22 protein-coding genes are annotated in these 19,958 nt (G+C 71.2%); 6 read left to right on the top strand and 16 right to left on the bottom strand.

Annotated features, from left to right (window positions below; translation table 11 throughout):
* Both OHU74_RS21175 and OHU74_RS21170 read right to left on the bottom strand, forming a co-directional pair.
* On the bottom strand, positions 1-555 hold the full coding sequence (locus OHU74_RS21175) for an NADH-quinone oxidoreductase subunit B family protein (protein WP_112449167.1): 555 nt from the start codon (positions 553-555) through the stop codon (positions 1-3).
* A 14-nt stretch (positions 556-569) separates the two neighbouring features.
* Positions 570-929 (bottom strand): NADH-quinone oxidoreductase subunit A, encoded by a 360-nt coding sequence (locus tag OHU74_RS21170; protein WP_008738438.1) that lies wholly within the window; start codon positions 927-929, stop codon positions 570-572.
* A gap of 840 nt (positions 930-1,769) precedes the next feature.
* On the opposite strand from OHU74_RS21170, the gene OHU74_RS21165 reads away from it, so the two are divergent.
* From OHU74_RS21165 to OHU74_RS21155, 3 genes are all read left to right on the top strand, one after another.
* Positions 1,770-2,615, top strand: coding sequence for a C40 family peptidase (locus OHU74_RS21165; protein WP_371617366.1), 846 nt, complete (start codon positions 1,770-1,772; stop codon positions 2,613-2,615).
* A gap of 292 nt (positions 2,616-2,907) precedes the next feature.
* Positions 2,908-3,438, top strand: a complete 531-nt coding sequence (locus OHU74_RS21160) for a hypothetical protein (protein WP_371617365.1) — start codon at positions 2,908-2,910, stop codon at positions 3,436-3,438.
* Between the two features lie 112 nt (positions 3,439-3,550).
* Positions 3,551-3,889, top strand: coding sequence for a hypothetical protein (locus tag OHU74_RS21155; protein WP_371617364.1), 339 nt, complete (start codon positions 3,551-3,553; stop codon positions 3,887-3,889).
* Between the two features lie 38 nt (positions 3,890-3,927).
* On the opposite strand, the gene OHU74_RS21150 is transcribed toward OHU74_RS21155, so the two are convergent.
* On the bottom strand, positions 3,928-5,211 hold the full coding sequence (locus OHU74_RS21150; protein WP_371617363.1) for a geranylgeranyl reductase family protein: 1,284 nt from the start codon (positions 5,209-5,211) through the stop codon (positions 3,928-3,930).
* A 98-nt stretch (positions 5,212-5,309) separates the two neighbouring features.
* On the opposite strand from OHU74_RS21150, the gene OHU74_RS21145 reads away from it, so the two are divergent.
* Positions 5,310-5,840 carry a GNAT family N-acetyltransferase gene (locus OHU74_RS21145; RefSeq protein ID WP_371617362.1) on the top strand — a complete coding sequence of 177 codons (531 nt, stop codon included), beginning with the start codon at positions 5,310-5,312 and terminating at the stop codon, positions 5,838-5,840.
* A gap of 59 nt (positions 5,841-5,899) precedes the next feature.
* On the opposite strand, the gene OHU74_RS21140 is transcribed toward OHU74_RS21145, so the two are convergent.
* The 10 genes from OHU74_RS21140 to OHU74_RS21095 form a co-directional block, all read right to left on the bottom strand.
* Positions 5,900-6,811: a glutaminase gene (locus OHU74_RS21140; RefSeq protein ID WP_330297998.1), complete on the bottom strand. Its 912-nt coding sequence runs from the start codon at positions 6,809-6,811 to the stop codon at positions 5,900-5,902.
* Between the two features lie 6 nt (positions 6,812-6,817).
* The gene (locus OHU74_RS21135) at positions 6,818-7,510 is read right to left on the bottom strand and encodes a demethylmenaquinone methyltransferase (RefSeq protein WP_371617361.1); all 693 of its coding nucleotides are present in this window, start codon (positions 7,508-7,510) and stop codon (positions 6,818-6,820) included.
* Positions 7,511-7,644: 134 nt separating this feature from the next.
* Complete coding sequence (locus tag OHU74_RS21130; RefSeq protein ID WP_371617360.1) at positions 7,645-8,289, bottom strand: hypothetical protein; 645 nt, start codon at positions 8,287-8,289, stop codon at positions 7,645-7,647.
* Between the two features lie 7 nt (positions 8,290-8,296).
* Positions 8,297-9,496 (bottom strand): cyclic dehypoxanthinyl futalosine synthase, encoded by a 1,200-nt coding sequence (mqnC, locus tag OHU74_RS21125; protein WP_330297995.1) that lies wholly within the window; start codon positions 9,494-9,496, stop codon positions 8,297-8,299.
* 129 nt (positions 9,497-9,625) lie between these two features.
* On the bottom strand, positions 9,626-10,459 hold the full coding sequence (locus OHU74_RS21120) for a prepilin peptidase (RefSeq protein WP_371617359.1): 834 nt from the start codon (positions 10,457-10,459) through the stop codon (positions 9,626-9,628).
* Between the two features lie 134 nt (positions 10,460-10,593).
* Positions 10,594-10,818, bottom strand: coding sequence for a hypothetical protein (locus OHU74_RS21115; protein ID WP_371617358.1), 225 nt, complete (start codon positions 10,816-10,818; stop codon positions 10,594-10,596).
* Positions 10,815-11,240, bottom strand: coding sequence for a hypothetical protein (locus tag OHU74_RS21110; protein WP_371617357.1), 426 nt, complete (start codon positions 11,238-11,240; stop codon positions 10,815-10,817). The genes OHU74_RS21115 and OHU74_RS21110 overlap by 4 nt, the downstream gene beginning before the upstream one ends.
* 167 nt (positions 11,241-11,407) lie before the next feature.
* Positions 11,408-12,847, bottom strand: a complete 1,440-nt coding sequence (locus OHU74_RS21105; RefSeq protein WP_371617356.1) for a sensor histidine kinase — start codon at positions 12,845-12,847, stop codon at positions 11,408-11,410.
* Positions 12,844-13,548, bottom strand: a complete 705-nt coding sequence (locus OHU74_RS21100; RefSeq protein WP_371617355.1) for a response regulator transcription factor — start codon at positions 13,546-13,548, stop codon at positions 12,844-12,846. Before OHU74_RS21100 ends, OHU74_RS21105 begins: the two co-directional genes overlap by 4 nt.
* Positions 13,549-13,770: 222 nt before the next feature.
* Positions 13,771-14,634: a menaquinone biosynthetic enzyme MqnA/MqnD family protein gene (locus OHU74_RS21095; RefSeq protein ID WP_371617354.1), complete on the bottom strand. Its 864-nt coding sequence runs from the start codon at positions 14,632-14,634 to the stop codon at positions 13,771-13,773.
* 237 nt (positions 14,635-14,871) lie between these two features.
* Here OHU74_RS21095 and OHU74_RS21090 point away from each other — a divergent pair, with 237 nt between their 5' ends.
* Complete coding sequence (locus OHU74_RS21090) at positions 14,872-15,075, top strand: cold-shock protein (RefSeq protein ID WP_112451444.1); 204 nt, start codon at positions 14,872-14,874, stop codon at positions 15,073-15,075.
* Positions 15,076-15,270: 195 nt separating this feature from the next.
* Here the strand turns inward: OHU74_RS21090 and OHU74_RS21085 are convergent, their stop codons facing one another.
* Complete coding sequence (locus OHU74_RS21085) at positions 15,271-16,932, bottom strand: lytic murein transglycosylase (RefSeq protein ID WP_371617353.1); 1,662 nt, start codon at positions 16,930-16,932, stop codon at positions 15,271-15,273.
* 300 nt (positions 16,933-17,232) lie between these two features.
* Here OHU74_RS21085 and OHU74_RS21080 point away from each other — a divergent pair, with 300 nt between their 5' ends.
* Positions 17,233-18,042, top strand: coding sequence for a thioredoxin domain-containing protein (locus OHU74_RS21080; protein ID WP_371617352.1), 810 nt, complete (start codon positions 17,233-17,235; stop codon positions 18,040-18,042).
* On the opposite strand, the gene OHU74_RS21075 is transcribed toward OHU74_RS21080, so the two are convergent.
* Complete coding sequence (locus tag OHU74_RS21075) at positions 18,035-18,676, bottom strand: biliverdin-producing heme oxygenase (RefSeq protein ID WP_371617351.1); 642 nt, start codon at positions 18,674-18,676, stop codon at positions 18,035-18,037. The two genes, OHU74_RS21080 and OHU74_RS21075, sit on opposite strands and share 8 nt — an antisense overlap.
* A complete protein-coding gene (locus OHU74_RS21070) occupies positions 18,673-19,803 on the bottom strand; it encodes a polyprenyl synthetase family protein (RefSeq protein WP_371617350.1) in 1,131 nt (376 codons plus the stop codon). Before OHU74_RS21070 ends, OHU74_RS21075 begins: the two co-directional genes overlap by 4 nt.
* Positions 19,804-19,958 lie beyond the last annotated feature (155 nt).

Genomic DNA, 19,958 nt, shown 5'->3' with positions numbered 1-19,958 from the left:
TCACCGCAGGAGCCCCTTCATCTCGATCATGGGGAGCGCCTTGAGGGCCGCCTCCTCCGCCTCGCGGGCCGCCTCTTCCCGGTTCACGCCGAGCTTCGATCCCTGGATCTTCTGGTGGAGCTTGAGGATCGCGTCGATCAGCATCTCGGGGCGGGGCGGGCAGCCGGGCAGATAGATGTCCACGGGGACGATGTGGTCGACGCCCTGGACGATCGCGTAGTTATTGAACATTCCGCCCGAAGAGGCGCAAACACCCATAGAGATGACCCACTTGGGAGCGGGCATCTGGTCGTACACCTGCCGCAGCACCGGCGCCATCTTCTGGCTGACGCGGCCCGCCACGATCATCAAGTCGGCCTGGCGCGGGGATCCGCGGAAGACCTCCATGCCGAAGCGGGCCAGGTCGTACCGGCCCGCTCCGGTGGTCATCATCTCGATGGCGCAGCAGGCCAGGCCGAAGGTCGCGGGGAAGACGGATGACTTGCGCACCCAGCCCGCGGCCTGTTCGACGGTGGTCAGCAGAAAGCCGCTCGGCAGCTTCTCTTCCAGTCCCATGGAAATTCAGCCCCTCAGTCCCATTCCAGGCCGCCGCGGCGCCACACATAGGCGTAGGCGACGAAGACGGTGAGCACGAAGAGGAGCATCTCGACGAGCCCGAAGATCCCCAGCGAGTCGAAGGTGACCGCCCAGGGGTAGAGGAAGACAACCTCGATGTCGAAGACGATGAAGAGCATCGCCGTCAGGTAGTACTTGATGGGGAAGCGGCCGCCGCCGGCCGGCACCGGAGTGGGCTCGATGCCGCACTCATACGCTTCAAGTTTTGCCCGGTTGTACCGTTTTGGACCGATCAGCGTGGCCATGACCACGGAGAAGATCGCAAACCCTGCGCCGAGGGCGCCGAGCACGAGGATGGGCGCGTACGCATTCACGCTCCTCGCTCCTTCCAGTCGTCCTTGACCGTTGGACCGCCGCTCCGGCACTTGCATGTGAGGCAGTTCACAAGCCGGGCTGGTGCGCATCTTATGCCTGCTCGTCTGTGATCTGCGACACGGGTTACAACAACGAGTTTGTGATCTCCACCACCTGACGAACGATCATGAAGTCCGATGAGTGGTGATCTTCATACGCGAAGCATCCACATGATCACCAAAGGTGACATCCACCCTCGTAGCCGCAGGTGGAAGCCCTGTCGCACTATCAAATCGTGGCCACTGCATGCAAATTGGCGGCATGGTGCGCGTGATGATAAAGGGATCGGCGTCCCCCGGTCGGGGGAGCTCACGCGTACGGGGGTGGACGCGTGCGCGCGTTCACGAAGTACGGATGCGGAGCCGGGACCGGAGTCGGGGCCGGAGTCGGACCGGGGGTGGCTCGGGGTCGGATCGGGGTCGGACCCGGGGGTGGATCCGGGGGTGGATCCGGGGTGGGTTCGGTGTGGATCCGGGGGGCGAATGCGGCGGCGGGTTCACGGCGGGGTCACAGGAGGGCCTCGGTGTCCGCACAGCGTGATGTCACTGTGACCTGCACCACTCGGGATTCGCAGCCGCGAAAGGGGGCTTGGCCATCTGTCCGGAGGGATGGTAGGCCAAGGATCAATTCGGACTTATTTCGGAAACCCCATGATCACAGCCTTGCGGCGGGGTGTCCGATTGGCCCGTTACGGCGTCAATAAGAGGACCGGCGCGCCCGGTTCGCGGCCTTCGCGCACAACTGTGGCGCAGACCACGTTTCTTGAAGGGAACCGCAACGCCCTGATAGCGGTTGTACCCATGTCCCTCACCGCTCACATACCCAGCCACCGGAAGCCCCGCCGCAGCGCCTCGAAGCTCGCGGTCCGCGCCGGAGTTGCCGGTGGCGTCCTCAGCACCCTGGCCATGGCCGGCACGGCGAGCGCCACGCCCTCCGAGCCCGTAGCCGAGAGCACCCTCGAGATGCCGGTCCTGAACATGGACCTGGCCGCCGACGTGTCCTCCTCCGTCACCAAGGCCGCGGAGAACACCCGCGCCGCCGCCGTCGACGGCGAGCTCAACGCCTTGGAGCAGAGCGCCCGCACCGGCGCCGCCGCCGAGGCCAAGAAGGCCAAGGAAGACGCGCAGCAGAAGGCCGATGCCGAGCAGCAGGCGAAGGACGAGGCCGACCGCAAGGCCGAGGCCGACCGCGCCAGCCGCAGCACGGCCCGTACCTCGCTGTCGAGCAAGTCCGCCTCCTCTTCCTCGGAGGGCTCCTCCTCGGAGGGCTCCGGCGTCACCGCTCCGGCCACCGGCTCCGCCGCCGCCATCGTGAACTTCGCCCGCGCGCAGGTCGGCAAGGCGTACGTCATGGGCGGCACCGGCCCGTCCTCGTTCGACTGCTCCGGCCTCGTCCAGGCCGCGTACCGCCAGGCCGGCATCAGCCTGCCGCGCATGTCGCAGGCGCAGTCCTCGGCCGGCACCTCGGTCTCCCTGAGCGCCCTTCAGCCGGGCGACATCCTGTTCTGGGGTTCCAAGGGCAGCGCGTACCACGTCGCCATCTACGTCGGCGGCGGCAACTTCGTCGGCGCGCAGAACTCCAACACCGGCATCGTCGAGCGCTCCCTGAGCTACGACAAGCCGACGGGCGCCGTCCGCGTCCTCTGAGGCATCCGCTGACGTCAGCGCTGACGCGTCCTCCGATGCGCCCTCTGACGCGCGAAAGGCCGGTACTCCCCCGCTCGGGGGTGGAGTACCGGCCTTTCGTCGTCCCGGGGCCTCCCGGAGCCTCTGAGGGCCGCCTGAGGGCCGTATGGGCGGCGCCCGGGCGGCTTCGGGGGTTCCAGGAGGCGCGGTCCGCGCGGGCCCTGGTTCCTTCGCACATGCCCCACTGTGGAAACAGCCAGCATTTGGATTCCTCCAACTGCCCCGGATCCAGCGGCATTTAGGCTCAGGATCCATGCGCAGACACAGACCGTTCCAGCCCAACGCCCCCATTCGTCCCGCATCGAGGGAAGCATCCCCTCTCGGCAGGTATGCGCCCGCCCTGCTCGTCGCCCTCTCGCTCGCGCTCAGCGCCTGCTCCGGCGGCGGGAAGCCTTCGGCGAGCGACAGTCCCCCGCCCACCCGGGAGGAAATCGCCTACTACGACTGCCTCAGGGACCACGGGGTGAAGCTCACGCACACCGACTACGGTGCGCCCCGCGTGGACAAGGACGACCAGTCCGCCAGGGCGAACCTCCCCGCGGCCCAGGTGGCGTGCGAGGACAAGGTTCCGCCGCGGCCCTCTCCCCAGCAGGCGGACGCGAAGACGCTGGCCGCCGCCCGCGCCCAGTCCAAGTGCCTGCGCGAGCAGGGCGTCTCCTGGTACCCGGACCCCGATCCGGTGACCGGAGAGATCGACGACCGGGCCGTGACTCCGGAGCAGCTGTCCGAACTCAAGACGAAGCACACGGAAGCCCTCGGCAAATGCAGGCCCGACCGGGGCTGAACTACTGACGGGTCACCATCCCGACTGGCGGGCGACTCGTATCGAACCGGCCGAAGCCCTGCGAAGATGGCTGGGGCGCGTTCGCCCGAGTCACCCCAGGAGGTGGTGATCCGTGACCACCAGGCCATCCGACGAAGCCCCCGGCCCCGGTTCCGGTGCCCATCCGACCGCCGATCCCACAGCCGTCCCGGCCGCCGCCGGGTTCAGCCTCCTGTCACTGGGGGGCTGGCTGCTGAACACCGCCCGCCCGTGGCAGAAGCCCAATTCCTCGATGACGCTCGCCCTCGACTGGACCGCATCGGGCACGCTGCTGATCTGCGGTCTGGTGCTGCTGGCCCGCTGTATCCGGACGGTCCACCGATCGGACGAAGCTTCGTACCAACGAGGCCTCGACACCCCCCACGACCAGACGGGCCGCACCGGGGACAACCCCCCGCCACAGCCCGCCTGATCGATCCGTACCGTCCGCCCGAGCGGCCCCGCGCCGCGTCAGGCCTTCGGGGCCACCTTCGAGAGACCGTTGATGACGCGGTCCATCGCGTCGCCGCCCGTCGGGTCGGTCAGGTTGGCCAGCATCTTCAGGGTGAACTTCATGAGGATCGGGTGGGACAGGCCGCGCTGGGTGGCGATCTTCATGACCTTGGGGTTGCCGATGAGCTTCACGAACGCGCGGCCCAGCGTGTAGTAGCCGCCGTAGGTCTCCTTGAGCACCTTCGGGTAGCTGTGCAGGGTCAGTTCGCGCAGGGCGGGGGTGGCGCGGGAGTGCGCCTGGACGATGACGTCGGCGGCGATCTGGCCCGACTCCATCGCATAGGCGATGCCCTCGCCGTTGAACGGGTTGACGAGGCCGCCCGCGTCGCCGACGAGCAGCAGACCCTTGGTGTAGTGCGGCTGGCGGTTGAACGCCATCGGCAGGGCCGCGCCGCGGATGGGCTGCGTCATGTTCTCCGGGGTGTAGCCCCAGTCCTCCGGCATCGACGCGCACCAGGCCTTGAGGACCTCGCGCCAGTCCAGCTCCTTGAAGGCGGAGGAGGAGTTGAGGATGCCCAGGCCCACGTTGGAAGTGCCGTCGCCCATGCCGAAGATCCAGCCGTAGCCGGGCAGCAGCCGGTCCTCGGCGCCGCGCCGGTCCCACAGCTCCAGCCAGGACTCGAGGTAGTCGTCGTCGTGGCGGGGGGAGGTGAAGTACGTGCGTACGGCCACGCCCATCGGGCGGTCCTCACGGCGGTGCAGGCCCATCGCGAGGGAGAGCCGCGAGGAGTTGCCGTCGGCCGCGACGACGAGCGGGGCGCTGAAGGTGACCGGGGTCTTCTCCTCGCCCAGCTTCGCCTGCACGCCGGTGATGTGGCCGGTGCGGGGGTCGCGGACGGGCTCGCCGACGTTGCAGCGCTCGTAGAGGCGGGCGCCGGCCTTCTGCGCCTGGCGGGCCAGGGTCTCGTCGAAGTCGTCGCGCTTGCGGACGAGTCCGTAGTCGGGGAACGAGGCCAGTTCGGGCCAGTCCAGCTGGAGGCGCTGGCCGCCGCCGATGATCCGCAGGCCCTTGTTGCGGAGCCAGCCGGCCTCTTCGGAGATGTCGATGCCCATGGAGACCAGCTGCTTCGTGGCGCGCGGGGTCAGCCCGTCGCCGCAGACCTTCTCGCGCGGGAACGCCGTCTTCTCCAGGAGCAGGACGTCGAGTCCGGCCTTGGCCAGGTAGTACGCGGTGGTCGAGCCGGCGGGCCCGGCCCCGACGACGATCACGTCCGCGGAGTGCTCGGAGAGGGGCTCGGTCACAGCGGGGTCTCCCGAAGGCTCGATAAGGGGTGCCCAACGGCACAAGACATGTGCAGTCTATGCAGCGAGAGAGATCGCGATCCGAAGGGCTGCCCACTGTGACCACCTCGCCGACCCGGCCGCTCCCCGCCGTCCAGCTCCGTGTACCGACGGACGAGGACGCGCACGCCTGGCACCGGGTCTTCAACGACCCCGACGTCATGGAATTCCTCGGCGGTCCCGCCGAGCCGTCCTTCTACGAGGAGTTCACCGCGCGGCAGCGACTGCACGACGCGCAGCTCGGCTTCTGCCTGTGGACCCTGACGGACGCGGACGGGGAGGTGCTCGGCTTCACCGGGGCCCAGCCGTGGCCGGCGGAGAAGGCGTGGGGGCCGGTCGGGGAGATCGAGATCGGGTGGCGGCTGGGGCGTTCCGCCTGGGGGAAGGGGTACGCGTACGCGGCTGCGCTGGCGACGGTGGAGCGGGTGCGGGAGGCCGGGGTCCCGGAGGTGGTGGCGATGATCAACGACGACAACGTCCGGTCGATCGCGGTCGCGGAGCGGCTGGAGATGACCCTGGCGGACCGGTTCCTGCTGCCGGGCGGGACCCGGTACGGCCGCCGCTACGAGCTGGCGCTCGGGGTGGCGTAGGCGTCCGCTGCGCGGAGCCGTCCCCTACCCGCCCCGCAGGGCCGCGCCCGCCCACGGCGTCAGAAGACGGACAGGCCGGTCAGGGTCGTGAAGCGGTCCAGGGCGGCTACGGCTGCGACGGAGTTGCCCTGGGGATCCAGGCCCGGGCTCCACGCGGCCAGCGTGCACGCGCCGGGGACGACCGCCACGATGCCGCCGCCCACGCCGCTCTTGCCCGGCAGGCCGACGCGGTAGGCGAACTCGCCCGCCGCGTCGTAGGTCCCGCACGTCAGCATGACCGCGTTGATCTGCTTCGCCTCGCTGCGCGTCAACAGCCGGGAGCCGTCGGCGCGCAGCCCGTGGCGGGCCAGGAAGCGGCCCGCGCGGGCGAGGTCGGCGCAGCTCATCTCGATCGAGCACTGCCAGAAGTAGTGGTCGAGCAGCGTCGGCACCGGGTTGTCCACGTTCCCGTACGAGGCCATGAAGTGGGCCAGGGCCGCGTTGCGGTCACCGTGCTCGTGTTCGGAGGCTGCTACGTCCGCGTCGAAGGCGACGTCCGGGTTCTGGCTCTCCTCCCGGAGGAACCGCAGCAGTTCGCTGCTCGCGTCGCCCGTCAGCGTCTGCAGCCGGTCGGTGACGACCAGCGCGCCCGCGTTGATGAACGGATTGCGCGGGATGCCGTTCTCGTACTCCAGCTGCACCAGCGAGTTGAAGGGGTTGCCGGAGGGTTCCCGGCCCACCCGCTCCCACAGGCTGTCGCCGCCCTCGGCGAGCGCGAGGGCCAGCGCGAAGACCTTGGTGATGGACTGGGTGGAGAACGGGGTCTGCCAGTCCCCCACTCCGAAGACGTTGCCGTCGAGGTCGGCGATGGCCATGCCGAACTGCCGGGGGTCCACGGACGCCAGCGCCGGGATGTACTCGGCGGTGGTGCCGCTGCCGACCAGCGGGGCGATGTCGGTCGCGACCTGTTCCAGCAACGCTTGGTAGTCCACCGGGAACTACCCCTTGAAGCCGCGGTGCAGGGCCACGATGCCGCCGCTCAGGTTGCGCCAGGCCACCTTGGACCAGCCGGCCTTCTGCAGCAGCCCGGCCAGCTCCGGCTGGTCGGGCCAGGTGCGGATGGAGTCGGCGAGGTACACGTACGCGTCGGGGTTGGAGGAGACCGCCCGGGCCACCGGCGGCATCGCGCGCATCAGGTACTCGGTGTACACGGTCCGGAAGGGCGCCCAGGTGGGCTGCGAGAACTCGCAGATGACGACCTGGCCGCCGGGCTTCGTGACCCGGTACAGCTCGCGCAGGGCGGCGTCGGTGTCCTGGACGTTGCGCAGCCCGAAGGAAATGGTGACGGTGTCGAAGACCCCGTCCTTGAAGGGGAGCTTCGTCGCGTCGCCCGCCGTCAGCGGGAGCCAGGGGTTGCGCTTCTTGCCCTCGCGGAGCATGCCCAGGGAGAAGTCGCAGGGGACCACGTACGCACCGGTCGCGGCGAAGGGCAGCGAGGAGGTGGCCGTGCCGGCGGCCAGGTCGAGGACCTTCTGCCCGGGGCGCGCACCGACCGCCTTGGCGACTTCCTTGCGCCACAGGCGGGCCTGCCCGAGGGAGAGGACGTCGTTGGTGAGGTCGTAGTTCGCCGCCACGCCGTCGAACATGGAGGCGACTTCGTGCGGCTGCTTGTCCAGGGAAGCGGTGGTCACTGGCGTTGGCCCCTCGGGTCTGCGCGGGCGGGTGCCCTCGGCGGATACGCGGATGCGCGGATACCCGGTCATTCTCGCAGGCCGCCCCCGGCCCGCGCTCGGCGGCACGGGCGCCCTCGGCGTCGCCGGCGCCCTCAGCGGCGGCGGTGCAGCAGCCGGCCGCCGATGACCGTGGCCACGCAGGTGGTCGGGCCCTGCTCCAGCAGTTCCGCCGGGCCGGCGACGGCGAAGACCGCGAACCGGGCCGGGGCTCCCGGCTCCAGGACCCCGTGGAAGGCCTCTTCGGCCCTGTCCCGTCCGGCGAGCGGATTCAGGGAGGCCGGGCCCTCGTAGGGGGTGGGCGGGAGGACGGCGAGTCCGGAGCGGACCACCGCCGTGCGCACGGAGGGGATCGAGAAACGGCCGGTCACGGCCACCACCCCGCGCGCGAGGAGCTTCTGGGTACCGCGCCGGGCGCTGTTGCCCCAGCGGGGTTCGGTCATCTTCAGGCCGTCCAGCGCCTCGGCGCCGCTGATCGGTTCGGTGCCGAGCTCGGTGGTCTCGTACGGGTCGTCCGGGTAGTACGTCCGCTCCAGCAGCTCGTCGCCGCCGCGCGCCAGCAGTCCGGGGGTCAGTACCCCCGGCCAGCTGCGGGCCCGCGCGTGCGGGTAGGCCGCGGCGAGCTCCTCGTACGGGCCCACGGCGGCGAGCCGGTCCCCCTCGACGAGGACCGCGCCGCGGGGCAGGGCGGTGATGCCCTGCCCGGTGACGAGGAGTTCGGCGGTGTGGATCGTGAGCACGGGCGCGTCAGTTCGTGGAGATGAGCTTCAGCTCGGGGTGGGCCGTGCCGCCCTCGATGGCGGTGGAGGAGATGTGCGAGACGACGCGGTCGTCGACCGGGTCGTTCGCCGGGTCCTCGTGCACCAGGAGGTGCTCGTAGGTCGTCGCGCGCTGCGCCGGGACGCGGCCCGCCTTGCGGATCAGGTCGATGATCTCCATGCGGTTGGAGCGGTGCTTGGCACCGGCCGAGGAGACGACGTTCTCCTCCAGCATGATCGAGCCGAGGTCGTCGGCGCCGTAGTGCAGGGAGAGCTGGCCCGCCTCCTTGCCGACGGTGAGCCAGGAGCCCTGGATGTGGGCGATGTTGTCGAGGAAGAGCCGCGCGACGGCGATCATGCGCAGGTACTCGAACACGGTCGCCTGGGTGCGGCCCTTGAGCTTGTTGTTCTCGGGCTGGTAGGTGTACGGGATGAAGGCGCGGAAGCCGCCCGTACGGTCCTGCGTGTCCCGGATCATCGCGATGTGCTCGATGCGCTCGGCGTTGGTCTCGCCGGTGCCCATCAGCATGGTGGAGGTGGACTCCACGCCCAGCTTGTGGGCGATCTCCATGATCTCCAGCCAGCGCTCGCCGGACTCCTTGAGCGGGGCGATCGCCTTGCGCGGCCGCTCCGGCAGCAGTTCGGCGCCGGCGCCCGCGAAGGAGTCGAGACCGGCCGCGTGGATGCGCTTGATGGCCTCTTCGGCGCTGACGCCGGAGATGCGGGCCATGTGGTCGACCTCGGACGCGCCGAGGGAGTGGATGACCAGCTGCGGGTAGGCCTTCTTGATGGCGGAGAAGTGGTGCTCGTAGTACTCGACGCCGTAGTCCGGGTGGTGGCCGCCCTGGAACATGATCTGCGTGCCGCCCAGCTCGACGGTCTCCGCGCAGCGGCGCAGGATGTCCTCGAGGTCGCGGGACCAGCCCTTTTCGGTGTCCTTGGGGGCCGCGTAGAAGGCGCAGAACTTGCACGCCGTCACACACACGTTGGTGTAGTTGATGTTCCGCTCGATGATGTACGTCGCGATGTGCTCGGTACCCGCGTAGCGCAGGCGGCGCGCGGCGTCGGCGGCCTTGCCGAGCGCGTGCAGCGGGGCGTGGCGGTAGAGGTCGAGCGCCTCTTCCTTGGTGATCCGGCCCCCTGCGGCGGCACGGTCGAGGACAGACTGGAGATCGGCCTGGTCGGTCACCGGGGCGTCACCTTTCGGCTGGCGGGCTCAGGGGCGGGTCTAAGGTCCGGACCGATCCAGCCTACGCCAGCGGCCGCACCCTCCCTTCAGAGGCCCGGCCCGGCCCCGCCCTTCGGAGACCCAGGCCCTTCAGAGACCCAGCCCGGCGCCGAGGCCGAGGCCCGCGTACATCACCCCGGCCAGGGCCCCACCCGCCATGAAGGGACCGAAGGGGATCGGGCTGGTGCGGTCCGCGCGGCGCAGGGCGATCAGGGTGAGGCCATGGACGGCTCCGGCGAGGAAGGCGGCGAAGGTGCCGGCGAACAGCACGGGCCAGCCGTACCAGCCGAGGATCTGCCCGACGGCGAGGGCGAGTTTCACGTCGCCGAAGCCCATGCCCCGCGGGTTGACGAGGAAGAGGAGGAAGTAGCAGCCGCCGAGGACCAGCCCGCCGAGCAGCGCCCGCGGCCAGGAGCCGCCGGCCCCGGGGAACAGCGCGGCCACCCCGAGGGCGGCGGCCGTCAGGGCGGCGAGCGGGAAGGTCAGCACGTCGGGGAGCCGGTGCACGGCCCGGTCGACGAGGCAGAGCAGCACCGTCAGCGGCGCGAGCAGCAGCCAGGCCACCAGCTCGGGCCGCGCCCCGACCCCGGCCCCGAGGGCGAGACAGACGAGCGTGGTGGCGAGCACGGGCGGGCCGGCGGCCGCGTAGGCGCCGTCGCGCCCGGTACGGGGACCCCTGCCCGGGCGGGAGGCGGCCCCCGGGCCGGGCTCCCGCCCGGCCGCGGAGGGAGCGGCCGCGCAGCCGGGGCAGCGGGGACGGCCCAGCCAGCCGCGGGCCGGCCCCGTCAGGGCGTGGCCGGAGGGACAGGCCGAGCGCCACGGGGCGCCGGCCTCGACGGAGAGCCGGTAGGCGGCCCGGGGCACGAGCAGCCCGGCCGCCGCACCCCAGAGCAGGACCCCGGCCACGAACACGGCGATGCCCACGTCAGCCCGCCCCCCTCCCCGCAGACCCGCGTTCCTGCGGCTACGGCAGGTACGCCTTGGGGGCCAGCATCACCCGGACCGGTTCCCCCGGCCAAGGCGCTGTCCGGAACATGAACCCTCCGGCACGCGGGGGATCAGTTGTTCTGCGTGGCGTCCGCGTCCGCCTGGGCGGCGTCCTGGTCGGCCTTGTCGAGCTTCTCCTTCATCTCCTGCGTCTGGGCGTCGTCCCCGCCGCCCGTCCGTGCCGTCTGGCCCGTCCGGTCGGGTGCGGCGGAGCCGTCCGCGCCGCAGCCGGTGAGGAGCAGGGCGGCCGTCGCCACCACAACGGCGAGGCCGGTGGAGGTGCGGCGGCCGATCACTTCTTCGCCGCCGGGGCGCCCTGGGCCGCGCACCAGGTGCTGACGGACTTCAGGTCGGTCTGCCGGGTCTGCAGGGTGGGCAGCAGGCTCTTGCGGTAGGTGAGCCGGTCGTTGAGGTAGGTGTAGATCTCCGTGTGACCGTCCGCCTTGGCGTTGGCCACCCGCTGTTCCAGCCGGGCGATCGAGCCGGGCACGGTGGCGTCCCCGCCCAGTCGGGTGATCGAGGCGGCGACCTTCTTCTCGGTCTCCGGCAGCCGCTTGCAGATCGACTTGGCGCCGTCGCCCTTCGGGGCGGCGGGCTTGGCGGACTTGGCGGGCTTGGTGTCCTTGCCGGTCACCGCCAGCGCGGGGGTGGCGGCGAGCAGGGCGCCGGCCAGGGCGAGCGTGCCGATGGCGGCGACGGTCGTACGGTTCGCGCGCATGTGCTGTCTCCTTCGATGCCACGAGGGCCGGACCCGTGAGTGGTCCGGCCGGGCAGGAACGTAGCGGGCGTCTTTGTGGCTTCTTTGTGAAACGGGCGGGCAGCGCGAACCGGCGGTCGGCGGGCCGCTGTTGTCGGCGGGCACCGCCGGTCCGCGCGCACCGTCCGTCAGCCGTTCCGGGAGATCCAGTCCCGCCGGACCGGCAGCCGCAGGGTCCTGGTGTCCTCGACCAGCAGCGGCAGGCGCACCTCGAACCTGGTGCCCGTACCGCCGCCGGCCGGTGTCGCGGCGGTGACCTGGCCGCGGTGCAGCGCCACCTGCTGGGCGACCAGCGTCAGGCCCAGTCCCGAACCCGGGCTGTCGGGGCGGCGGTGGAAGCGCCGGAAGACCGCCGCCCGGTCGGCGGCCGGGATGCCGGGCCCGGCGTCCTCCACGTCGAGGACGGCCCAGCCGCCCTCCGCGCGCAGCCTGACGGCGATCCGGGCGGGTTCGCCCGGTGCGTGGCCGTGGGCCACCGCGTTGCCCAGCAGGTTGGCGAGCAGGATCCGCAGACCCGCGTCCCAGCCGAAGACCTTCAACTCGGCGGGGAGCGCGGTGCCCACCCTCACCTCGGGGTGCCTGCGCCCGGTCTCCACGACCGCCGAGTCGACCAGCTCCGCCAGGTCGAGCGGGCCGAATGCGGAGACCTCCACCAAGTCGCCCTGCGCGAGCGTCCGGAGCGCGGTCAGCAGCTCCAGCAGCCGGGCGTGGTCGGCCTGCAGGTCCCGCACCACCTCGGCGCGTTCGGCGGCGGGCAGGTCGGGGTGGGCGGACAGGACGTCCAGGTCGGTCCGCATGCTCATCAGCGGTGTGCGCAGTTCGTGCGAGGCAGCGGAGGAGAAGGAGCGGGCGGTGTCCAGCGCCTGCGCCGTGCGGCCCGCCTGCTCGTCGTACCGTGCCAGCAACTGCCCGATCGAGGAGGCGAGTTCGTCGACCTCGGTGATGCGGGAGCGTTCGGCCGTGAAGCCCGCCGCCCCCTCGCCCGGGTCCAGCCGGGCGGCCCGGCGGCTGAGCCTGCGCAGCGGGGCCGTCGCCCGGTCGGCCAGGGCGTACGCGAGCAGTCCGGAGACCGGGGCGGCGAGCAGGGCCACCAGCAGCATCCGGCGGCGTACGGCGCTGAGCTGCGGGTCGGAGGCCGAGGTCGGGGAGGTCAGCCAGAGCGTGCCGGGCGAGGCGCCCTCCACCCGCACGGTCAGGACCCGCCAGGCGTGGCCCTTGGCCCGTACGGTCACCGGGCCGCCGGGGGCGGTCGTCGGGGGTTCGGCGGGCTGCGGGCCGCCGGTCAGGACCAGCGTGCCGTCGCCCGCCACCACCCGGACCCCGACGTCCAGCGCGTCGCCGAGCACCTTGCGGTGCTGGTTCTGCTCGACCTTCGGCCGGCCGCTGCGCTCGGCGTTCAGCAGCGTCCGGACGTCCGGGGTGACGGCCTTCGCCCGCTCCTGCAGCCGGGTGTCCTGCTGGTGGCGCAGGTCGCGGTTGACCAGCCCGAGCAGCAGCAGTCCGGCCGCGACCACCAGCAGCGGCACGACCACGGTGACCGAGAGCGCGATCCGGGTGGACAGCTTCACGGGCCGACCGGCCCTTCGGGGAGGCGCAGGACGAAGCCCACGCCGCGGACCGTGTGGATCATCCGGGGCCGGCCGCCGTCCTCCAGCTTGCGCCGCAGGTAGCTGACGAAGGTGTCGACGACGTCGGAACGCACGTCGAAGTCGTAGCCCCAGACCCGGTCCAGCAGGTGGTCACGGCTGAGCACGATCCCGGCGTTCCGGGCCAGCTGCGCCAGCAGATCGAACTCCCGCCTGGTCAGGCGGAGCTCCACGCCGTCGTGGAGCACCTGGCGGGTGGCCTCGTCGATCACCAGGGGTCCGGCCCGCAGCCGGTCGTGGGCGGGCGGCGCGGCCGGGCGGCGGCGCAACAGGGCCTGGATCCGCAGCACCAGCTCCTCCAGCGCGAACGGTTTGACCAGGTAGTCGTCCGCGCCGGCCTGCAGCCCGGCGACCCGGTCGGCGACCTCGTCCAGCGCCGAGAGCATCAGTACGGGCGTCTCGTCGCCCCGGGTGCGCAGAGCGCGGCAGACCTCGATCCCGCTCAGGCCGGGCATGGACACGTCCAGCACCACCATGTCCGCCCCCGACCCGGCGAGCCGCTCCAGCGCGCGGGGCCCGTCCTCGGCGAGCAGCACGGTGAAGCCGCTCAGCCGCAGCCCGCGCTCCAGCGAGCGGCGGATCGCGGCGTCGTCGTCGGCGACCAGTACCCGTCCGGTGGTCATCCCGCTCTCCCGCCTTCCAGCGCCCGTAGGCGCCCGTAGGGCAGCGACCCTCTCACGGCACCCGGAGGATGCGGACGGCAGGGTCCGCGCGACCGGCTGCGGGGAGCGGCGGGGCTCCGCCTTTTCGCCCCCGGACACCCCGGAGGTGAAATGGGAACGGATTACCGGTAAACGGCGCATTCGCCTTTCCGGTATCCGGAAAGGCGAAGCCCATAAGCCGCGCTAATACCCCGCGGCGGCCGTCGCCAGAAGCTCGACCGCCACGTCCGGCGCATACCCCGTCGTCAGTCCCGTCCGCCGCGCGAATTCACGTACGCCGGCCAGTTGCTCGGAGCCGAAGCGGAAGTCGAGGGTGGTGAAGTACCTCTCCAGCAGTTCCGCGTCGAAGGCCTCCCAGCGGGCGGCCTGCTCGGCGACCTTGGCGACCTCCTCCAGGGAGACGTCGCGGGAGGCGAGGAAGGCCTCGTGGACCTTGCGGACGACGTGGGGCTCGCGCTCCAGGTAGTCCTTTCGAGCGGCCCAGACGGCGAAGACGAACGGCAGTCCGGTCCACTCCTTCCACATCAGCCCGAGGTCGTGGACGGCGAGCCCGAGCCGGGGCGCGTCGTGCAGCGAGGCGCGCAGCGCGGCGTCGCCGATCAGCACCGCCGCGTCGGCCTCCTGCATCATCACCCCCAGGTCGGGGGGGCAGGTGTAGTAGTCGGGACGCACCCCGTACTGCTCGGCGAGCAGCAGCTGGGCCAGGCGTACGGACGTGCGCGAGGTGGAGCCGAGGGCGACGCGGGCGCCGTCCAGCTGGTCCAGGGGGACCTGCGAGACGATCACGCAGGACATGACGGGCCCGTCGCAGCCGACCGCGAGGTCGGGGAAGGCGACGAGCTGGTCCGCGTTGCGGAGGAACTCCACGAGGGTGATCGGGCCGATGTCGAGGCTGCCCTCGACGAGGCTCGCGCTGAGCTTCTCGGGGGTGTCCTTGGTCAGCTCCAGGTCCAGCAGCGTGCCGGTTCTGGCCAGCCCCCAGTAGAGGGGCAGGCAGTTCAGGAACTGAATGTGGCCGACACGGGGCCGGCTGCGATAGACGTCCACATCGCGAGACTAGCCCCCGCGTCACCGTCAGCCGTCTGGCGGGTCTCAAACGTCCGAGTGACGTGATCTTTCCCTCTGGTCTCGGCCGGGAGGTGCGTGCTAGGCTCGACGCAAGTTGCAGTTTGGTTTCCCTTGCAGTACGAGGCCTGCGGAGAATGTGACCCGCAGGCTTTTGTAGTTTTCAGACTTCTTAGCAGGTTCTGGAGCAGGGCGACCCTTTGGCCCATAGGAGGGCTCATGGCTACCGGAACCGTCAAGTGGTTCAACGCTGAAAAGGGCTTCGGCTTCATCGCCCAGGACGGCGGCGGCCCGGATGTCTTCGTCCACTACTCCGCGATCAACGCCGCCGGCTTCCGCTCCCTTGAGGAGAACCAGCTGGTGAACTTCGACGTCACCCAGGGTCCGAAGGGCCCGCAGGCGGAGAACGTCACCCCGGCCTAGTCGCCTGGGCCAACCAATCGCGGTTGGATATGCAGTACCCAAGGAGCCCTGTCTTCTCTGCGCGAGCAGAGTCGACGGGGCTCCTGCCTTTTGCCCCGGCCGGGTCGTGGAACCGGGCCTACGGCAGCGCCCCCCGGCACCGTTGGACGGTGCCGGGGGCGCTTTGCCGTAAGCGGTACGGGGCCGGGGCCCGGGTTAGGCCTGCGGGGCCGCCGCCGGGGTGATCGTGATCTCCAGGAGTACGGACACCTTGTCCGAGACGCGGACGCGCAGGGTGTACTTGCCCGGGGCCACGCCCGTCGTGGAGATCTCCGGGAGGGCGATCTTGCCGTCCGCGCCCGTCTCCGGCAGCTCCAGCTCCGTGAGCTTCTTGCCGTCCTTGTCCGTGAAGTACGGGGTCGCACCCGCCGCCGGGTCCGCCGGGACCCACTTCCCGTCCTTGTCCACCGTGCCGAACCCGGCCGTGGCCTTCGCCCCGGCGACCGGCTTGTCCTTCGCCGTCGCCAGGAACTCGATGCCCTTGATCCCGGTCCCGGTCACCGCGACGACCGGCTTGTCCGCATCCGCCCCGCTGCGGACCAGCAGGTCCGCCTGGGCCGGGGTGACCTTGCCCGTGAACTTCACGGTGACCTCGCGCGAGGCGTCGTAGCCGGTGGCGCGCAGGACGAACGTCCCCGCCTTCTCCCCCGCCTTCAGCCTCGGGACCGTCGCCAGGCCGTTCGCGTCGGTGTGGAGCACCGCGAAGTTCTTGCCGTCGGCCGCGAAGACCGTCCCGCCGGTGGTGTCCTCCTCGACCGACAGGACGACGGTCTGGTCGGCCGCCGCCTTGCCGTCGCTGAGCACTGCCTTGACCTGCGGAGCCTGCCCGAACACGGTCCCGGCCTCGGCCGTGAGCTCGGTGGAGCCGACCGCCACCAGCTTGTCCAGGTGCGGGGTCGGGGTCGGGGTGGGCGTGGGGGTCGGGGTCGGCGTCGGGGTGGGCGTCGGCTTGGGAGTCGGGGTCGGCGTCGGGGTGGGCGTCGGCCTGGGCGCGGGCGGCGTCGGCGGCACCGGCGGGTTCGGGGTCGGGTAGTTGCCGGCCGGCGGGTTCGGAACCCCGGCCGCGCCGTCCCCGGCCTGGTACTGCCGCATGTACCCGAGCACGGTGTTCACGTAGTCGCGCGAGTTGTTGTAGCTGAGGACGGCCTTGTCGAGCTGCGCCGCGTCGGAGAGGTTCCTGCCTCCCGCGCACAGGTAGAGGCCCGCGCCGAGCGCCGCGTCGTAGATGTTGTTCGGGTCGCGCTTGCCGTCGCCGTTGCCGTCGGCGCCCCAGGTTGCCCAGGTGGAGGGGATGAACTGCAGCGGGCCGACCGCGCGGTCGTACACCGCGTCCGCGTCCCACTCGCCCTTGTCGGTGTCCCTGATCTCGGCGAACCCGTTGCCGTCCAGGCGCGGTCCGCGGATCGGCTTCTCGGTGTACCCGTCCATCTTGAGCCCGTACCCGGAGGCGTGCACGGACTCGACCCTGCCTATGCCGGCCAGCAGTTCCCAGGGCAGCTTGCAGCCGGGGAGCGCGGCGGCCACCGAGATCTGGGCCCGCTTGTACGCGTCGAGGGCGGTCGCGGGTATCCCGCTCGCCCCCGCCCCGGGGCTGGCCGCGCCGGGAGGCAGCGGCGGGTCGGCGACCAGGTCCGGCAGCTCCAGCCGGGCGTCACCGCGATCGGTGGCCTGGGGGCTGTCGGGGGTCGGTTCGGCTTCCCCCGCGCCCGCGATCGGCGTGTTGGTCACGACCGCGGCGGTGGTCAGGCTGGCCGCGAGGGCGGCCGTGCACATGACTTTGCGCGAGGTGTTGACGAGGTGACGGTGAAGTGGCTTCACAGTGCGGCAATCCCCCCAGGGCGACCGGGCGGGGCCGCCGTAAAACGTATACGCGTCGAGCTGGTCATCCCGTTGCGCGTCCAGCTGCGCGTACGACTGCACGTACGACCGGTCGGGCCGTGGATGTTAACTGTCTATCAGGTCTACGGGCCAGACTCGCCGTCTCCCCGGGAGATGTGGCACACCATTCGTCTCGTCTTCACCGGTGTCCTGGCCGGTAATGGACAAAGGCCTTAAGTCCCTGCCCCATTCGCCCTAATGGCCCATACTTGACCGCTCTACGGTCTTTATTCTTGGATGATGGCAACCAGCAAGAAGGACCAGCGGCGCGAGGCCCGCGAGCGGATGCGCGAGGAGCGCGAGGCGCAGGCCCGGCGTACGAAGCTGCGCGGGCGCATCCTCATCGGCGGCTCGCTGGTGGCCGTACTGGCCCTCGCGGTCGGCATCGGCGTCTACGCCGCGAACTCCTCGGGTTCCTCCGGCTCCGGCGACGAGGCCGCGGGCAAGCCGTTCGTCCAGCCTGCCAACACCACCGGCAAGGACGGCATCGTCGTCCCGTACGGCAAGGCCGACGCGAAGAACGTCCTGTCGGTCTGGCTCGACCCCCGCTGCCCCTACTGCGCCGGCGTCGAGATCGGCCTCGGCAAGACCATCAAGGAGCAGGCGGACGCGGGCACGTACCGCGTCGAGTACCACTTCGCCACGTTCCTGGACAAGGCGCTGGGCGGCGGCAAGGGCTCCAAGCGCGCGGTCAACGCCCTGGGCGCGGCGGTGAACGAGAGCCCGGAGAAGTTCATGGAGTACCTCCAGGTGCTCTACAAGAACCACCCGGAGAAGGAGACCGACGACAAGTTCGGCTCCACGGCCACCCTGCTGGAACTCGCGGACCAGGTCCCGGGGCTGCGCACGCCCGCGTTCAACCAGGCCGTCAAGGAACTCACGTACATGCCGTGGGCCGAAAAGGTCGGCCAGGCCTTCTACGACCAGAACATGCAGGGCACCCCGGACGTGTCCGTCAACGGCAAGAAGCTCACCGTGAACAGCGGCAACGGCATCGACTCGATCACCCCCGAGGCCTTCACGAAGCTGGTCACGGAAAACCTCAAGTAGCCGCGGGCAGCCCCGCGGACAGGGCCCGGGTGATCGCGATGGTGTGGCGGTAGGCCTCCCGGGCGGCGGCGATGACGGGCTCCTGGGCCTCGGGGGCGGTGAGTGCGGCGTTCATGCGCGCGGTGAAACGCGCCCAGCGCTCGCGGTCGCCGCAGCCGTAGTAGGCCACCCCGTCCCCGGCGTCCAGCCGGTAGGCCTTGGTCACGTACGGGCCCAGGACCATGCCGCCGAGCGTGGAGCCCTCCATGACGTACAGGAACCCGAGGAGCGCCCGGGGATCCGCGGCCGCCGCGTCGCGGACGGCGCGGGCGAACGCCTTCCCCGCCTCGGCCGCAAGGGCGCTGCTGCTGCCGTCGCCGAGGCCGTCGCCGCCGCCGAAATGGTTCAGGTCGCGGTCGACGAGGGGGAGTTTGCGCAGCTCCTCGGACCACACCGAGCCGACGGAGGGGTCGGTGGCGCGCGACAGTTCCCCTTCGAGCGCCTCCAGCACCACGCGGTAGGCGGCGAGCTGGCCGACGTACCGGTCGAGCGGGAGCGTCCCGTCGGTCATCGCGGTCGAGAACCGGGCGCCCTCCAGCCCGTCGTGGGCTCCGCGCGTACCGGCCCGCAGGCGCTCCATCACCGTGGCGCTCATGCGCCGCTCCGCTTCTGGACCGCCTGGAGCAGCCGGTCGATGACGTGGCCCTTGCGTTCGATCGTCACGTCGAAGTACGCGGCGCTGCGCTCGGAGCGGCAGACCCCGTGCACGGCCTCCTTCGCCGCCCGCTTCAGCTCGACCGCCTCGGCGGCGAGCCCGAGGAGCGTCTCCTCCAGCTTCGGGTGACCGAGGACGAACGGCTTCAGCCGGGCACCGTCCAGCCCGATCCGCTCGGAGTCGACGAGCTCCAGGGAGACCCGGTTGCCGAGTCCGTCGAAGTCCTCGTGCGTCTTGCCCCGGCCGAATTCCGGCACGAAGTCGGTGAGGTCGTTGAACAGTTGGCTCGCGAGACCGAGTTTGCGCATGGCCTCGTCCAGCGTGCGCCGCTCGTCCTCGACGACGTCCAGTGCCGCCACCGCCGCGTCCAGCGGCATCCAGAACAGCGTCCCCGTCTTGAGCGCGGCCGTCGACTCCCAGAATTCCACCCGCTCCTCACGGGACGCGGCCGTCAGCTCGGCGCGGGTCTGCGCGGAGCGGGCGGATATGTCCACGGCCTGCCCGGTCAGGCCCTGGCCGACCGCCCGCAGCAGGCTCCGTACGACGGCGGGATCGGCCGCGTGCGCGAGCGCGGCCGCGATCAGCCAGGAGCCGGCGTTGAGCGCGAGCGGTACGCCGTGGGCGGCGTGCAGCGCGGGCTCTCCGTAGCGGACGGCGCTGCCGTCCTGGATGTCGTCGAGCGCGACGGCGGCCTTCAGCAGGATCCGCACCGCCACGGCCGCCCGGCGGATCGCCGCCAGCTCGGCCGGGGCGACTTCGCCGTCCGACTCGTCCGGGAACCCCCGGTAATTGCGGTAGGCCCAATAGACCATCGAAGGCCGCAGCGGCGCCCTGCCGCCCCCCGGCGCTCCGGCGGCGGGCGGCAGGGCCTCCTGCCCCACCTTGGAGCCGACGGCATCGGAGACCGGCCCGTACAGGGAGCGCCACAGCGCGCCTTCGTACACCGACGACGCGGACGGCGCCGCCCCGCCCGGGCCGGCCAGCGAACCGAGGAACTCGGCCAGATCGTCTTCGAGCAACGCGGCATCCCCCCGCACCACCGCCTCGACCTCTGACACAGCCGCCATCCCGGTCACCCCGCCTCCGCACACCACACGCTTCGAACAAACGCCTCAACAGCCATGAAGAGGGCAGCGTGATGGTAAACGTCCGGTGCCACAAGCCCGTGTCCGGATGCCGGGCAGGAACCGCACGGTTCCGGACACTTACAGCGAAACCTGCC

Origin of the sequence: Streptomyces sp. NBC_00454, assembly GCF_041434015.1 — a bacterium.
GTDB lineage: Bacteria > Actinomycetota > Actinomycetes > Streptomycetales > Streptomycetaceae > Streptomyces.
The sequence above is the reverse complement of the archived record's forward strand: the minus strand, read 5'-3'. Positions and strand labels throughout refer to the sequence as shown.

Bases quoted from the DNA above. Each gene is read 5' to 3' on its own strand.
- OHU74_RS21080 (WP_371617352.1), top strand. From the start codon at position 17,233: ATGGCAACCAGCAAGAAGGACCAGCGGCGCGAGGCCCGCGAGCGGATG.
- OHU74_RS21070 (WP_371617350.1), bottom strand. From the start codon at position 19,803: ATGGCGGCTGTGTCAGAGGTCGAGGCGGTGGTGCGGGGGGATGCCGCG.
- OHU74_RS21165 (WP_371617366.1), top strand. From the start codon at position 1,770: ATGTCCCTCACCGCTCACATACCCAGCCACCGGAAGCCCCGCCGCAGC.
- OHU74_RS21160 (WP_371617365.1), top strand. From the start codon at position 2,908: ATGCGCAGACACAGACCGTTCCAGCCCAACGCCCCCATTCGTCCCGCA.
- OHU74_RS21100 (WP_371617355.1), bottom strand. From the start codon at position 13,548: ATGACCACCGGACGGGTACTGGTCGCCGACGACGACGCCGCGATCCGC.
- OHU74_RS21110 (WP_371617357.1), bottom strand. From the start codon at position 11,240: ATGCGCGCGAACCGTACGACCGTCGCCGCCATCGGCACGCTCGCCCTG.
- OHU74_RS21090 (WP_112451444.1), top strand. From the start codon at position 14,872: ATGGCTACCGGAACCGTCAAGTGGTTCAACGCTGAAAAGGGCTTCGGC.
- OHU74_RS21075 (WP_371617351.1), bottom strand. From the start codon at position 18,676: ATGAGCGCCACGGTGATGGAGCGCCTGCGGGCCGGTACGCGCGGAGCC.
- OHU74_RS21175 (WP_112449167.1), bottom strand. From the start codon at position 555: ATGGGACTGGAAGAGAAGCTGCCGAGCGGCTTTCTGCTGACCACCGTC.